Consider the following 15,263-nt stretch of genomic DNA (forward strand, 5'->3'; position numbering starts at 1 on the left):
GATCAGGCCCCCGTGGTGAGCGCGACCGCGCGGAACGAGATCCCGTGCCGCTTCTCACCGTTGAAGGTGTTCTCCCAGTCCCGCGCCTTCAGGCCGGTAACGCTCACCGGCATACCCGGCACCAGCCCCTCGGGGAGACCGGTCTCCGGGACGGTCACCTGGTAGAGGTTCCCCTCCCCCTCGTCCGAGACGAGCAGGCCCACCGTCGAAAGGGCCACGCCCGGGTTGTCGCGGTCCATCGCCCGCTCACCCGTCTTCTTGTTGACCATCTTCGGCTCCGGCGCAGTCGCCACGAACACGACAGCGGTCTGAAGGTCGATCTTGAAGGACGGCATACAGCACTCCTTGCGATCCAGGGCGCACTTGATGAGCAGCAACGCCCAACTGGCTTGAGCCACTTACTGGCTTAAGCCAGTTGAGCACAGGCCGTGCTTCAGGTCAACAAGGTGGCTTGAGCCAGTTGCTAGACTGCGGCCATGACTCCGCCCGGCCCTCCGACCCAGCAGCCTCCGAGCAGGCGTATTGCCGACGATCTGCGCCGACAGATCGAAATTGGCGAACTGCACAGCGGGGACAAGTTGCCTTCGGAGCGCGCTCTGGCTGAGCGGTACGGCGCCGCTCGCAACACGGCGCGGGAGGCGATCCGGATCCTTGCGGAGCAGGGCCTAGTCACTGCCAAGCACGGAAGCGGCGTGTTCGTACGCGAGCCGCAGAAGCTGTTCCGGTTCGGCAGCGATCGGTACTCGCTTAAGAACCGGGAAACGGGCCTCACGCCGTTCAGGCTGGAGTGCAGCCGACAGGGCAAGGTCCCGCGGATCGACGTCCCGTCCATCGCTCGCGAACGTCCGCCGGCGGATGTTGCCGAGCGTCTGAAGGTGTCAGCCGAAGAGGAGAGCGTGGTTCACCGCGAGAATCACTACTTCGCGGACGACGAACCAGTCCAGATCGTTTCGACCTACCTTCGTTGGGATGAGGCTCAAGGAACGCTCTTGATGCAGGCCAAGACCGGTAAGGACGGCATCTACGGACGGCTTCAAGACCTTGGGCACGTCATGACCAACGTGCGCGACGAGATCAGCGCCAGGATGCCGACGCCGGCCGAGGCCGCGATCCTGGACCTTCTCCCCGGCGTGCCAGTGCTCGATGTTCTGCACACCAGCCTCGACCAAGACGGAGTTCCCTTCGAGGTGTCGCGCTACGTCCACCGCGCTGACCGCACCGGGCTGCTCTACGAACTGCCCGTCGAATAGACAGGAGTCCTTGATGGCATCCGCGATCGTGCGCCCCTTCGAGAGCAGTGATCTAACTGGCGCTGCTGCGGCGCTGGTTGAAGTCCACGAGACGGACGGATATCCCGTAGAGGGGATCGAAGATCCTCACGGCTGGCTCAGGTCGGACGATGTGCTCGCTGCATGGGTGGCCGACGACGAGGGGGAGGTCGTAGGGCACGTCGCCATCATGAGACCGCGAGGCGAAGACGCTGTCACGATGTGGACCAAGCAGAGCGGTGACGACGAGGAACATGTAGCCGTTCTGGCAAGGCTGTTCGTTGTCAGAAACGCACGGAAGCACGAGACCGGGAAACGCCTGATGGAAGCCGCGATGCACTTCGCTCAGGAACGGGATCTACGCCTGGTTCTCGACGTCATGACGAAGGACGTCGCGGCCATGCGGCTCTACGAACGGCTCGGCTGGCAGAAGATCGGCGAAGCCACTCACCACTTCGGAGCCGACCAGAGCATCCCTGCCATTTGCTACGTCTCGCCCCCGACGGCCTGAGAGCTGTTACAAGTTTCTCTACCTCATCAAGCACCCGGCTGCGCTCCGCTCCGCCGGGCGGGCTTCCCGGCTCCGCTCGGGGCTGCGCTCATGCCTTCGGCCCGCGCTGCCCCGGCTGCGCCGACGCCCGCCCACGTGGATAGGTCCGGAGGTCATGAGTCGAGCACTCGACGCACTTCAGCCCACGGTCAAGGACATGCCTCCGGCGGGGGATCGGCCGGCACCGGGGGGAGGGGGCGCCGTTCCCGGCCGCGGGCACATCGTGGTGAGCGTGGTGGGCTCCCATCCCGTCCACCGTCGACCCAGGCAGAGCCGAGCAGACGCGGCCCATGGCGTCCAGGTCGTTCGTCCAGCGGGGCGCTCCACCTGGACGCCATGAACCACGCCCGCTCCACAGACGTGTGGGTCGACGGCGGACGGGATGGGAGCTGGGGAGAGTGGTAGTTAAGGGAGTAGGCCTGTGCAGGATTCCAGATCACGCAGGCCAACAACCAACCCAGCCTCCGCCGCCCCATCTACTCAAACCCGCGCGCACCACCTACGCGGCCGTGCAAACTGAATCCGTGCTCGCTAACCTACTGCCGGGAATCCGGGAAATCAGAACCCCTTTATCCGCTGGTTACATTTGGCTAATATCTCTCTGGCTTGCCATCTCGGAATATATACCCGAAAGAGAAAAAGCCCATGGAGTATGGGAAAGTGCGTACAAGCTGAGCGGCGCTATCGGCACAACGGCCACTTTCGCCGCAGTCAGTTTCGTCGCATACCTAATCGGTTGCCTACTTGAGATTAAAGCCCGCTCCATCGTTCACTGGTTTAGATTTTCGGAGTGGCGGTGGGCCATCGATCGACGGATCCTAGGAAACTCTTCATATATGGAGCTTGAGGATCCCAGAATGCTACATTGGTCGGAGAATCCCGAAACGAGTCGCGGAGATGTGGAATTCCACGACTACCTCCTTCCCGACGAGTCGTTAACTTCAGTCAGGATGCCCGATTGGGGCAGGCGAGCGTCACGCTCATCCCTGATCGACCTGGCCGTTTACATCCGCAGAATCAAGGGGCGGGGTGTTGACGTTCGTTTAGCACTGGGAAGGTTCGGCGACGAACTAGATCAACTTCCAATTCGCCTACAGTCCAAGAATTTGGACCTTTACAACACTTACGATCGCGCAACAGCCGAGGCGGATCTCAGAGTGAACGTTGGCCTCAGCACGTCAATCCTGCTAAGCGTAATAGTAGCCAAGGGTGCGGCCCCACTGCTTCTAGTTATCCCATGCGCCCTACTCCTTATTGTGCGGGGTCAGCAAAAGGCGCGCGAAGCAAATGATGTACTAATCCAAGCCGTCGTGTCTGGGGAGCTAGAATCCAGTGTTCTGACATCCGACCTGCCCCGGATTCTGCCGCCCCAGGAAACAAGATCGCCTGCGACGTCATCTGAAATCAACGATGGATTGACAGATGGCACGAGCGACTCTCCTTAATGAGGTGGCAGCGGCAGTGATGTGCCCACACTGCGCAACTAGCCCAGCCGCATCCGTGGTGACCTGCGGGTAGCCGCACGCGTCGCGCACTGACTAGTCCCCCACCAGGCCCGGCCAATTGCCCGTGCCAGTTGGGCGGGGACCCACGGGGAACGGCGGGGCAATGGGCTGTCAGAGTCAAGGCCGTCAGGCCACTCCCCCCGCAGGTCAGGCACCCAACTCCCCTTAGATCACCCGAGCTTATGGCGCTGAGCCCTGGGCGCGGCCATCATGAGGTCCATGTCCGAGTTCCCTTGGCCTCCGGAGTCTCCGACCGCTACCGAAGTCCGGCAGTTCTGGCCCGAGACCGTTGCAGCTCTCCCCGTCGGCACGCACGTCACTGGACGAGTCATCGGCCGACAGAGGTTCGGTGTCTTCATCCGCATCGAGGGCCACGCCAACGCTGTGGGCCTCGCCGAGATCGGAGGGATGCCCCACCACATGGAGCTGCCCCAGCCGGGAGTTGAAGTCGGCGGTCTGGTCGTTGATCATGCGGACCACAATCATCAGATCAAGATCAGGCTCGATGAGTGGATGGCCGATCCGGCAGGCGGCCAGGTGAGTGTCTAACTGCGTGACAACCGCGACGCACAACCGCGAACAACCGTGGACGTCAGCGGACCATCAGCGCAGGTGGCAGGCAGAGCAGGCCAGGGGCAGCGAGCCTCACGAGTTGCTTCGGGACGAAGAGGTCGTGCGTTCAGACGTTCGACCTGAGTCGCAGCTTCAAGGACGAGTCAGCCAGTAGCTGGCGCGCTGCCTTCGTCGTAGCCTCGGTCGCCGTGCGTCGTGGAGTTCGCGATCCTTCAGCGCCTTAACTAGTCGTTGATGCTCAGGTGCAGTTGCGAACTGGTTGATCTCTTGCAATGCGTACCAGGCTGCACGGGTCAAGAGAGGGTGCTGAAGACCGAGCGCAGCTACTACTTGTATCGCGGCCTTCTGCTCTGCAACGCCCACTGCGAACGTGCGTACAGTCGCGCCCTCAAGCACTCGGTCGATGCGCTGGAGAAGCTCGTGGTCAATCTGGCCGGCCACCTGCACCGCAAGGTCTTGCCGAATTCGTTCGATGAGAGGGCCGTCAGCGAGCAGGGCGGAGACTAGTGCGTCATCCAAGACGGACTCACCCCGCGCATGAGCTCGGGACATAATCGTCGTGAACGAGTCCGCGACCCGAGTGTCTGCTTCGACTCGAGATACGGTGGCCAGTCGCCTCTCCTCACGTGCCTTCGCTATGTACTGCACGCACGCAGCCACGAAGGCGCTCGTGATCGCGGCAGTTGCTGCGATGATCGCCGCTGTGATCGTAGGTGTCACTTGGGAACCTTCCTGCTCTATGGGCACATCCTGAAACACCACTTGAGATCACTTCAGGCGATCACCAGGACTGCCCAGCGGGCCACCCCGATCGCCGTCCCCACCGGACCCATGCCGTACAGCGGCGAAGTACAGCAACCACAGCAACCACATCCGTCGTTCAAAGCCTTCGACAGGACGTAGCGGGGCCTGTATGACCGCTAACGGCTGCTCTGCATTGAGCTACGGATCAGAAGGTTGCAGGTTCGAATCCTGCCGAGTGCACACCGACAAGAGGCCCCCGGAGAGATCCGGGGGCCTCTTGCGTTGGGCTCAGGCGGTGTGGGTCGCCAGGGCCTCGATGAGGGTCGGCCAGAGTTCGCGGGGGCGGTCGTGGCCCATGTCGGGGAGCAGGAGGAGGGTCGCGCCGGGGATCAGGGACGCGGTGCGGCGGCCTCCGCTGGGGTCGATCAGGGTGTCGTCCAGGCCGTGGATCACCAGGGTCGGGACCTTCAGGTCGCGCAGGGCGTCCGCGCGGGAGCCGCCGAGGATCATCGCGGCCAGCTGGCGGCCGGTGCCCGCCGGGTAGTGGGCGCGGTCGTAGGAGGCGGCGGCCAGTTCGCGCAGGGCCCTCGCGTCGCCGTAGCGCTTGGAGGCCCAGGTCAGTTCCTTCTCCGCCGCCGCGATGTACGCCTCGCGTTCGGCCGGCTTCGGGGCGGACACCACGGCCTGGGCCTCCGGGCTCGGGCGGCCGTACTCGCTCTCGCCGGTCGAGGACATCATCGACGTCAGGGTCAGGATCCGCTCGGGGTGGGAGACGGCCATCGTCTGGGCGATCATTCCGCCCATCGAGGAGCCGACCACATGGGCGCGGTCGATGCCCAGGGCGGTGAGCAGGTTCAGGCCGTCGTCGGCCATGTCGGTGAGGCGGTAGGGCGCCATCGCGAGGGCCGCGGGGATGTCTCCCGAGGTGACCGCCGCGATGAACGCGCCCGTGTCGACGGGGTGGTCGGCGAACTTGGTGGACAGGCCGCAGTCGCGGTTGTCGTAACGGATCACGTAGCGGCCGCGCTCCGCCAGCGCGCGGCAGAAGTCCTCGTGCCAGCCGAGCAGCTGTGCCCCGAAGCCCATCACGAGCAGGACAGGGGGGTCGGCGGGGTCGCCGAAGGTCTCGTACGCGAGGGAGACGTCGGGGGACACGGTGATGATCGGCATACGGGGAGCGTGGCACGGCCGGGGCGCCGGGCGCACCCGGGATTCAGCTCAGTTGTTCGGCCAGGCCGACGATGATGCCCTCGGGGCCGCGGACGTAGGTGAGCAGGTAGCTGTCCTCGAAGCGGGCGATGCCGCCGAGGACTTCGGCGCCGTGCGGGCGCAGGCGGGCGACGGTGGATTCGAGGTCGTCGACGGCGAACATGACGCGGTGGGTGCCCAGGATGTTGTGCGGGCGGTCGCGCGGTTCGGGGGCGGTCGCCCGGGGGGTGCGGTACTTCGAGAGTTCGAGGCGGCTGTGGCCGTCGGGGGTGCGGAGCATCGCGATGTCGCAGTGGACGCCGTCGAGCCCGGTGCAGCGGTCGGCGACCGGGCCCTCGACCTCCGCCCTGCCCTCCAGTTCCATGCCGAGTTCCACGAAGAACGCGATGGCTGCGTCCATGTCCTCGACGACGATGCCGACGTTGTCCATCCGCTGAATCGCCATGCTGGTCTCCTTCGTCCGGATCCGGTTCACGACTGGGACGGAGCCGCCGGCGCGTTCTCGACATCCCCGGACTGTCGACCGTAGTGGCTGCGGAACGGGTCAGGCCGTGCCGCGCCGGACGGTGCTGATCGTGGCCGAGACCGCCGCCGTCGCGGCCAGGGAGCCGAGGGCGAGCAGGACGACGCCGACCATGAACAGGCCGCTGGCGTCGTCCGACCAGTCGTAGGCGGCGGCCACCGTCAGGCCGGCCGTGGTGCCGAGGGTCGCGGCCGCGATGTGGTGGCGGGAGGCCGACCAGTGGACCGCGGCCAGCAGGGTCAGGACCAGGCCGATCACCTGCCAGGCGGCGTACGGGCCGGTCGTCGAGCCGTCGGGGTGGACGTCGCGGTGCTGGTCCCAGCCGAGCCAGGCGGCCCATCCGGCGAGGGCCGTCACGGCCGGGACGAGGGTGGCGAGCAGGCGTTGTTCGTTCATGTGGACGAGTCTCGCGCCGGGGCGTCCGGCCGGGCAGGGCGCGCGTACTCAGGTACGTACTCAGAAAACAGCAGGTGAGGGTGTGTTGTCAGTGGGGTGCGCCATCCTGGCCGTATGACGTGGTGGTGCACCGGGATGCGATGGGGCGGGGGCGGGCCGGGCATGGGGTGGACGGGGGACGGGGGTGGAGAGCGGGAGAGCGCCGTGCGGTTCGGGGAGAGCGTGGCGTTCCGGGTCGCGGGGCCGCGGCGGTGTCTGGGCGTGTGGCGCGGCGGGCGGCGCAGCGCGTGTCCGGGGTGGGCCGCTGTGCCGGTGCGGGGGACCCGGGCGCAGTGCGCGGAGTGCGCGGGGATCGACCGGGCGCAGTCCGTGGCGGCCGACACGATCGCGGACGACCCGCGGCCGTACCACGTGTATCTGGCGTGGTTCGGGGACGGATTGGTGAAGGTCGGGATCACGGGGGTGGGCAGAGGGAGCGCCCGGCTTCTCGAGCAGGGGGCCGTCGCGTACACGTGGCTGGGGCAGGGGCCGCTCATGGCGGCGCGGCGGGCCGAGGAGCTGCTGCGGGTGGCTCTCGGGGTGCCGGACCGGATTCCGTACGCGACCAAGCGGATCGTCCGGGGCGGTGTGGAGACGGAAAGGGGGCGGGCCGAGTTGGAGCGGGCGCACGCGGTCGCGGTGGGGCTCGACGGGTGGCCGGAGTCGCTGGCGCGGCTGCCGTGCGCGGTCGTCGGACATGAGGAGGTCTTCGGGCTCGGCGCGATCGGCGGGGTCGACGTCGTGGTGAGCGGTCTCGGCGAAGGGGCCGTGGTGGCGGGGCGCGTGGTGGCCGCCGCAGGGCCCGACCTGCATCTCGTCGAGTCCGGCGGGCGGCGGCTCGTCGTGGATACGCGGGTGCTGGCCGGGTGGCCGCTGGTGGGGGCCGGTGACGGGGAGGCCGGGGCGGGGTTCGAGGTGCGGGAGGTGCCCGCGGTGCAGAGCGGGCTGTTCTAGACGACGGTCCAAAGGATGTGGACAGGGAGGAGGGGGCAGGGCGACTGTGGGGGAATGAGTGATCACGCCGAGGCGCCCGCGGCGCCGTTGCCGGCCTTTGAACTGCCGTACTACGTCGTGGTGTTCAGCTCCGTGCGGACCGCGGGGGATCAGGGGTACGGGGAGACCTCCGACCGGATGGACGCGCTGGTGCGGGAGGTGCCGGGGTATCTCGGGCACGAGTCCGCGCGGACGCCGGGCGGGCTCGGGATCACCGTCGGGTACTTCCGGGACGGCGCGGCCGTCGAGGAGTGGCGGTCCGTGGCGGAACACCGGGACGCGCAGCGGCAGGGGCGGGCCGAGTGGTACGAGAGCTACACGGTGCATGTCGCCAAGGTCGAGCGCAGCCACGGGTTCGTCCGTGAGTAGCCCCGGCGCCGGCGCGGGCAGCCGTCCCGGCCCGGCGGAGGCGGAGGCCGAGCTGGTCGCCGCGTTCCGTGCGCGGCACGGGCTGCCCGGGCTCGTCGACGTGCACACGCACTTCATGCCCGAGCGCGTGCTGCGCAAGGTGTGGGCGTACTTCGACGCGGCCGGGCCGCTGGTCGGGGGCGAGTGGCCGATCACGTACCGGGAGGAGGAGGACCGGCGGGTCGCGCGGATGCGGGAGTTCGGGGTCGTCGCCTTCACCTCGATGCTGTATCCGCACAAGGCGGGGATGGCCGAGTGGCTGAACGAGTGGGCGGCCGGTTTCGCGCGGCGCACGGAGGGCTGCCTGCGGACCGCGACCTTCTTCCCCGAGCCGGGGGTGGAGGGGTACGTGCGGTCGGCGATCGAGGGCGGGACGCGGATCTTCAAGGCGCACGTCCAGGTCGGGGCGTACGACCCCGCCGATCCGCTGCTCGACCCGGTGTGGGGCCTGCTGGCCGAGGCCGGGGTGCCCGTCGTGACGCACTGCGGGTCGGGCCCCGCGCCCGGCAAGCACACCGGGCCGGGACCGATGGCCCGGGTGCTCGAACGCCATCCCCGGCTGCCGCTCGTCGTGGCGCACATGGGGATGCCCGAGTACACGGAGTTCCTGGATCTCGCCGAGCGGTACCGGGAGGTGCGGCTCGACACGACGATGGCGTTCACGGACTTCGTCGAGCGGCAGGCGCCGTTCCCCGCGCGGGAGCTGGGGCGGCTCGTCGAGCTCGGGGACCGGGTGCTGCTCGGCAGCGACTTCCCCAACATTCCGTACCCGTACGTGCATCAGCTGGAGGCGGTCGAGCGGCTCGGTCTCGGGTCGGAGTGGGTGCGGGCGGTCTGCCACGACAACGGTGCCGAGCTGTTCCTGCGATAGCCCGAACACCGGTTCCTGAGAGGCGGCTGTGCGTTTCTCAGGGTATTCACAGGTAAGCAAAAGGGTGCTCTCAGAGGGCCACCGCATGGTTGAAACATGACCGCGACCTCGCCCCAGGGGCGTACCGAACTGCTGAGGCCGGACGGGAGCCCCGTCCGGGTGCTTGTCGTGGACGACGAGCAGTCGATCACCGAGCTGTTGTCCATGGCCCTGCGCTACGAAGGCTGGCAGATCAGGACCGCCGGCGACGGTGCCGGAGCCGTGCAGACCGCGCGGGAGTTCCGGCCCGACGCCGTCGTGCTCGACATGATGCTGCCGGACATGGACGGACTGAGCGTGCTCGGGCGGCTCCGCCGTGAGCTGCCGGACGTCCCCGTGCTCTTCCTGACCGCCAAGGACGCCGTCGAGGACCGGATCGCCGGGCTGACGGCGGGCGGCGACGACTACGTCACCAAGCCGTTCAGCCTGGAGGAGGTCGTCGCGCGGCTGCGCGGACTGATCCGGCGCACCGGCGCCGCCGACCGCCGCAGCGACTCCGTGCTCGTGGTCGGCGACCTGATGCTCGACGAGGACAGCCACGAGGTGTCGCGCAGCGGCGCCAACATCCATCTGACCGCCACCGAGTTCGAGCTGCTGCGCTTCCTCATGCGCAACCCGCGGCGCGTGCTCAGCAAGGCCCAGATACTGGACCGGGTGTGGTCCTACGACTTCGGCGGCCAGGCCAACGTCGTCGAGCTGTACATCTCCTACCTCCGGCGGAAGATCGACGCCGGCCGTGAGCCGATGATCCACACGCGGCGGGGCGCCGGGTATCTGATCAAGCCTGCCGCGACGACGGTGTCGTGAAGCGTTGGCGGACGCGGCCGCAGACGCTGCGGACCCGGCTCGTGGTGTCGGCGATCGCGCTGATCGCGGTCGTCGCCGCCGTCATCGGGACCGTCACCACGGTGGCGGTCAGCAGCTCGCTCTACGACCGGCTGGACACCGATCTCGGCTCGATCGCCAAGCGGGCCGAGGGGCAGCCGGATGACCCGGACCTGAGAAAGCCGCAGACCCAGCCGCCCGGCAGCCAGAGCGTCGACCAGAAGCTGCGCTTCGTGGTCGGCGGCGGATCGCCGAAGGACACGGTCGGTGCCGTCATCTCAGACGGGCAAGCCACCAAGTCTGTTCGAGGAAAGGGCGGTTGGGACACCGCATCCCTCACCGCCGGGCAGAAGAGTGAGCTGGCGTCCGTGCCCGACGACGGCGACATCCACAGCGTCGATCTGACGGACCTCGGCACCTATCGGGTGAAGACGGTGCACAGCGCCGACGGGGACACCATCGCCGTCGGCATACCGGCCGCCCAGGTCCAGGACACCGTGCAGACCCTGATCCTCGTCGAGCTGTCGGTCACCTTCGCCGGGCTCGTCGCGGCCGGGATCGCCGGTGCCGTCATGGTCGGCGTCAACCTGCGGCCCCTGCGCCGGGTCGCCGCCACGGCCACCCGGGTCTCCGAACTCCCCCTGCACACTGGCGAGGTCACCCTCTACGAACGGGTGCCCGACGCCGAGGCCGACCCCAGGACCGAGGTCGGCCAGGTCGGCGCCGCCCTCAACCGCATGCTCGACCACATCCACGGCGCCCTGCACGCACGCCAGCAGAGCGAGATGCGGGTCCGGCAGTTCGTCGCGGACGCCAGCCATGAACTGCGTACGCCACTGGCCTCCATCCGCGGCTACGCCGAACTGACCCGCCGCGGCCGCGAGCAGGTCGGCCCCGACACCCGGCACGCGCTCACCCGGATCGAGTCCGAGGCGCACCGCATGTCCGGCCTGGTCGAGGATCTGCTGCTGCTCGCGCGGCTCGACGCCGGGCGGCCGCTCTCGTACGAGCCGACCGACCTGTCCCCGCTGGTCATCGACGTGCTGAGCGACGCCCGCGCGGCCGGGCAGGACCACAAGTGGCGGCTCGAACTGCCCGACGAGCCCGCGCTGGTGCTCGCCGACTCCGCGCGCCTGCAACAGGTCCTCGTCAATCTCCTCGCCAACGCGCGGACCCACACCCCGCCCGGCACCACCGTCACCGCGCGCGTGCACCGGCACGGGCCCTGGGTCTGCGTCGACGTCCGGGACGACGGTCCCGGCATCCCCGCGGAGTTGCTGCCGCACGTGTTCGAACGGTTCGCCCGGGGGGACTCCTCCCGGTCGCGCAAGGCCGGGTCCACGGGGCTCGGGCTCGCCATCGTGCAGGCGGTCGCGGCCGCCCACGGCGGAGCCGTGACCGTGGACAGCGGGCCGGGCCGGACCGTGTTCACCGTGCATCTGCCGGCCTACGACGAGCCGGTCAGCGCGCTGCCCGCGGGCGCCGACGCGCTCTTCACGCACGCAACGGTCGGCGCACAGCCGGACTCACAGGCAGCCCAAAGGTCCACCACACAGCGCTAACAGCGGAGTTGGCGAGTGTCAATGGCATGCGAACCGACTCTTCTCCGGGCATCGACCCCACCGCCGCGAACCTCGGCGCGCTGCCTGCGCGGGAGCACCTGCCCGTGGGCAGCGGCCTCGGCAACGTGCCCGTGCTGGACGTCGTCATTCCGGTCTACAACGAGGAGACGGACCTCGGTGAGTGCGTGCACAGACTCCACGCCCACCTCGTCCGCACCTTCCCCTACCGCTTCCGCGTCACGATCGCGGACAACGCCTCCACCGACACCACCCCGCAGGTGGCCCACCGGCTCACCGCCGAACTCCAGGGCGTCCGCTACTTCCGCCTCGAACAGAAGGGCCGCGGGCGCGCCCTGCGCACCGTGTGGTCCGCGTCCGACGCACCGGTCCTCGCCTACATGGACGTGGACCTCTCCACCGACCTGAACGCGCTGCTGCCCCTGGTCGCCCCGCTCATCTCCGGCCACTCGGACCTGGCGATCGGCTCCCGGCTCGCCCGCTCCTCGCGGGTGGTGCGCGGCCCCAAGCGGGAGTTCATCTCGCGGGCCTACAACATGATCCTGCGGGGCTCTCTACAGGCACGTTTCTCCGACGCGCAGTGCGGCTTCAAGGCGATCCGGCGCGATGTCGCGCAGGTGCTGCTGCCGCTGGTCGAGGACACCGGCTGGTTCTTCGACACCGAGATGCTGGTGCTCGCCGAGCGCGCCGGTCTTCGCATCCACGAGGTGCCGGTCGACTGGGTCGACGACCCGAACTCGACCGTGCACATCGTGAAGACGGCGACCGACGACCTGAAGGGCGTGTGGCGGGTGGGCAAGGCGCTCGCCTCCGGCTCCCTGCCGCTGGACCGGCTCGCCCGTCCGTTCGGCGACGACCCGCGCGACCGCCGGCTCCCCGGTGTGCCGAAGGGGCTCGCGCGGCAGCTGGTCGGGTTCTGCGTCGTCGGCGCGCTCTCGACGCTGTTCTACCTGCTGCTGTACTCCGGCTTCCGCACGTTCTCCGGGGCGCAGATCGCCAACGCGCTCGCCCTGCTGGTGTCGGCCTTCGCCAACACCGCGGCCAACCGGCGCCTCACCTTCGGGGTGCGCGGCCGCGACAAGGCCGTCCGCCACCAGGCGCAGGGGCTCGTCGTCTTCGGCATCGGGCTCGCGCTGACCAGCGGATCGCTGGCCGCCCTGAACGCCGCGACCGGCGATCCCGCGCACGCCACCGAACTGGCCGTGCTCATCGCGGCCAACCTCGCGGCGACCGTGCTGCGCTTCCTGCTCTTCCGGGCCTGGGTCTTCCCCTCCGAACCGGCCCCGGCACCGACCGTCTCCACTCCTACCGTCTCCACTCCTACCGTCTCCACTCCTCAGGCTCTGCGGGTCGGTCCGTACGACCCCTGCCCCGATCCCAGGGACCAGCGATGACGACCACCATGACCACCACGACCGATCCGACGGTCGCCGACGCGAACACGGGTACGGGCCGGCAGCCCGGTGGCCACGGCCGGCCACGGGACCGGTTCCTGACGCGGGTGTGGCGCGGGCGGCCGGGGGACGCGCGCTGGGTGCGCCCCGCCTTCCTCGGGCTGCTCCTCCTCATCGGCCTCGCCTACCTCTGGAACCTCTCCGCCTCCGGTTACGCCAACTCCTTCTACTCGGCGGCCGTCCAGGCGGGCAGCGAGAGCTGGAAGGCGTTCTTCTTCGGCTCGTCCGACGCTGCGAACGCCATCACCGTCGACAAGCCCCCGGCCGCCCTGTGGCCGATGGCCCTCTCCGTCCGCCTCTTCGGCCTCAGCTCGTGGGCGATCCTCGTCCCCGAGGTGCTCATGGGCGTCGCCACGGCGGGTGTGCTCTACGCGGCCGTGCGCCGCCGGTTCAGTGCCGCCGCGGGCCTGATCACCATGGCCGTGTTCGCGACGGTGCCGGTCGCCGCGCTGATGTTCCGGTTCAACAACCCGGACGCGATCCTCGCGCTGCTCATGACCGTCACGGTCTACTGCGTGCTGCGCGCGATGGAGCGGGGCCGCACCAAGTGGCTGGTCTGGGCGGGCGTGGCCGTCGGTCTCGCCTTCCTCGCCAAGACGCTCCAGGCCTTCCTGATCCTGCCGCCGCTGGCCCTCCTCTACGGGGTCTTCGGCCCGGCCCGGCTGCGCAGGCGGCTCGGTCAGCTGGTCCTCGCCGGGCTCGCGATGGTCGTCGCCGGGGGCTGGTGGGTGGCGGTCGTCGAACTGTGGCCCGCCTCCTCACGCCCGTACATCGGCGGCTCCCAGAACAACTCGTTCCTCGAACTCACCTTCGGCTACAACGGACTCGGCCGCATCAACGGCGACGAGACCGGCAGCGTGGGCGGCGGTGGCGGCGGTACCGGCACCGGGCAGTGGGGCGAGACCGGGCTCGGCCGGATGTTCAACTCCGAGATCGGCAGCCAGATCTCGTGGCTGCTGCCCGCCGCGCTGATCCTGCTCGTCGCCGGGACCGTGCTGACCTGGAAGGCCAAGCGGACCGACACGGCACGCGCCGCGTTCCTCGCGTGGGGCGGCTCGCTGGTCATGACCGCGCTGGTCTTCAGCTTCATGGCCGGCATCTTCCACCAGTACTACACGGTGGCCCTCGCTCCCTATCTCGCGGCCGTCGTCGGTATGGGCGCCACCGTGCTGTGGGAGGAGCGGTCCCGGATCGGCTGGTCCGTGACGCTGGGCGCGGCCGTGGCCGTCACGGCCGTCTGGGGGTACGTGCTGCTCGGCCGGACGCCCGACTATCTGCCGTGGCTGCGCTGGGCCGTGCTGATCGCCGGTCTCGTGGCGGGACTGGGTCTCGCGCTCGCCGGGCGGCTCGACCGTCGGCTCGCGCTCGCCGCGGCCGGTCTGGGGCTTGCCGCGTCGCTGGCCGGGCCGACCGCGTACACCGTCTCCACGCTGAACACCGGGCACTCCGGGTCGATCGTCACGGCCGGGCCTTCGGGGGCCAGTGCGATGGGGTTCGGCGGGGGTGGTGGTGGCGGTGGCGGTGGCCAGGGTGGTCCCCAGGGTGGCGGTCCCGGTGGTGGCGGCCAGGGCGGGCCCGGTGGGACCGGTGGTCAGATGGGGCAGCCTCCTACCGGTGGTGCCGGTCAGAAGCAGGGTGGCGCCATGCCCGGTATGGGGGAACGCGGTGCCGGGGGCGGTGGCGGTGGCGGTATGGGCGGGCTGCTCAACGGTGCCGAGGTCAGCTCCAAGGCCAAGAAGCTCCTGGAGAAGAACGCCTCGGACTACACCTGGGTCGCCGCCACGGTCGGCTCCCAGAACCAGGCCAGCTACCAACTGGCCACCGGTGACCCGGTGATGGCGATCGGCGGGTTCAACGGTACCGATCCGTCTCCGACGCTGGCCCAGTTCAAGCAGTACGTCGCCGATGGGAAGATCCATTACTTCATCGGGGGCATGAGCGGGGCGAGTTCCGGTTCGGCGTCGAAGATCACGAAGTGGGTGGAGGCCCACTTCGAGAAGGTGACCGTGGGATCGTCGACCTTCTACGACCTGACACAACCGAAGAGCTAATCCCTTCCGGGGGGGCGGGGTTTCCGGGGTCGTCGCCCGGGTGCGGCTCCCGTCGTGGCCGGTCGCGCAGTTCCCCGCGCCCCTGAAGGCATGCGCTGCGCGCAGCCTTCCCCTGATGAGATGCCGCACGAAGTGCGCATCTCAGGGGCGCGGGGAACTGCGCGACCAGCCACGACGGTGGCGCGGGTGAAAGACGGCTCAGGGGCGCGGGGAACTGCGCGACCAGCCACGACGG

General features: G+C 68.9%; 15 protein-coding genes. 11 read left to right on the forward strand and 4 right to left on the reverse strand.

The window, feature by feature from the left end:
• Positions 1-2: 2 nt before the first annotated feature.
• Positions 3-335 (reverse strand): hypothetical protein, encoded by a 333-nt coding sequence (locus K377_RS11760; RefSeq protein WP_111663171.1) that lies wholly within the window; start codon positions 333-335, stop codon positions 3-5.
• A 141-nt stretch (positions 336-476) separates the two neighbouring features.
• Here K377_RS11760 and K377_RS11765 point away from each other — a divergent pair, with 141 nt between their 5' ends.
• From K377_RS11765 to K377_RS11780, 4 genes are all read left to right on the forward strand, one after another.
• Positions 477-1,250: a GntR family transcriptional regulator gene (locus K377_RS11765; protein ID WP_111663172.1), complete on the forward strand. Its 774-nt coding sequence runs from the start codon at positions 477-479 to the stop codon at positions 1,248-1,250.
• 13 nt (positions 1,251-1,263) lie between these two features.
• Positions 1,264-1,779: a GNAT family N-acetyltransferase gene (locus K377_RS11770; RefSeq protein WP_111663173.1), complete on the forward strand. Its 516-nt coding sequence runs from the start codon at positions 1,264-1,266 to the stop codon at positions 1,777-1,779.
• A gap of 1,763 nt (positions 1,780-3,542) precedes the next feature.
• Complete coding sequence (locus K377_RS41640; protein WP_181512537.1) at positions 3,543-3,872, forward strand: hypothetical protein; 330 nt, start codon at positions 3,543-3,545, stop codon at positions 3,870-3,872.
• A gap of 327 nt (positions 3,873-4,199) precedes the next feature.
• Positions 4,200-4,403, forward strand: coding sequence for a hypothetical protein (locus K377_RS11780; RefSeq protein WP_111663174.1), 204 nt, complete (start codon positions 4,200-4,202; stop codon positions 4,401-4,403).
• A gap of 525 nt (positions 4,404-4,928) precedes the next feature.
• On the opposite strand, the gene K377_RS11785 is transcribed toward K377_RS11780, so the two are convergent.
• The 3 genes from K377_RS11785 to K377_RS11795 form a co-directional block, all read right to left on the reverse strand.
• Positions 4,929-5,810, reverse strand: coding sequence for an alpha/beta fold hydrolase (locus K377_RS11785; protein WP_111663175.1), 882 nt, complete (start codon positions 5,808-5,810; stop codon positions 4,929-4,931).
• Positions 5,811-5,853: 43 nt separating this feature from the next.
• Entirely contained in the window at positions 5,854-6,294 is a 441-nt protein-coding gene (locus tag K377_RS11790; protein WP_111663176.1) for a VOC family protein, read from the reverse strand.
• A 99-nt stretch (positions 6,295-6,393) separates the two neighbouring features.
• Complete coding sequence (locus K377_RS11795; protein ID WP_111663177.1) at positions 6,394-6,768, reverse strand: hypothetical protein; 375 nt, start codon at positions 6,766-6,768, stop codon at positions 6,394-6,396.
• Between the two features lie 114 nt (positions 6,769-6,882).
• Between K377_RS11795 and K377_RS11800 the strand changes: the two genes are divergently transcribed.
• The 7 genes from K377_RS11800 to K377_RS11830 all read left to right on the forward strand — a co-directional run bounded on the left by K377_RS11800 (position 6,883) and on the right by K377_RS11830 (position 15,028).
• Complete coding sequence (locus K377_RS11800) at positions 6,883-7,761, forward strand: DUF2797 domain-containing protein (RefSeq protein WP_237551476.1); 879 nt, start codon at positions 6,883-6,885, stop codon at positions 7,759-7,761.
• Positions 7,762-7,815: 54 nt separating this feature from the next.
• Positions 7,816-8,169, forward strand: coding sequence for an antibiotic biosynthesis monooxygenase (locus tag K377_RS11805; RefSeq protein ID WP_111663233.1), 354 nt, complete (start codon positions 7,816-7,818; stop codon positions 8,167-8,169).
• Positions 8,126-9,079: an amidohydrolase family protein gene (locus tag K377_RS11810; protein WP_111663178.1), complete on the forward strand. Its 954-nt coding sequence runs from the start codon at positions 8,126-8,128 to the stop codon at positions 9,077-9,079. Before K377_RS11805 ends, K377_RS11810 begins: the two co-directional genes overlap by 44 nt.
• A gap of 96 nt (positions 9,080-9,175) precedes the next feature.
• Positions 9,176-9,925 (forward strand): response regulator transcription factor, encoded by a 750-nt coding sequence (locus tag K377_RS11815; protein WP_111663179.1) that lies wholly within the window; start codon positions 9,176-9,178, stop codon positions 9,923-9,925.
• Positions 9,922-11,505 carry a cell wall metabolism sensor histidine kinase WalK gene (locus tag K377_RS42035; RefSeq protein WP_220093173.1) on the forward strand — a complete coding sequence of 528 codons (1,584 nt, stop codon included), beginning with the start codon at positions 9,922-9,924 and terminating at the stop codon, positions 11,503-11,505. Before K377_RS11815 ends, K377_RS42035 begins: the two co-directional genes overlap by 4 nt.
• A 26-nt stretch (positions 11,506-11,531) precedes the next feature.
• On the forward strand, positions 11,532-12,917 hold the full coding sequence (locus tag K377_RS11825; RefSeq protein ID WP_111663181.1) for a bifunctional glycosyltransferase family 2/GtrA family protein: 1,386 nt from the start codon (positions 11,532-11,534) through the stop codon (positions 12,915-12,917).
• Positions 12,914-15,028 carry a glycosyltransferase family 39 protein gene (locus tag K377_RS11830; protein WP_161195033.1) on the forward strand — a complete coding sequence of 705 codons (2,115 nt, stop codon included), beginning with the start codon at positions 12,914-12,916 and terminating at the stop codon, positions 15,026-15,028. Before K377_RS11825 ends, K377_RS11830 begins: the two co-directional genes overlap by 4 nt.
• Positions 15,029-15,263: the final 235 nt, after the last annotated feature.

Source organism: Streptomyces sp. PsTaAH-137, assembly GCF_003259365.1.
In the GTDB taxonomy this organism is placed as follows: domain Bacteria; phylum Actinomycetota; class Actinomycetes; order Streptomycetales; family Streptomycetaceae; genus Streptomyces.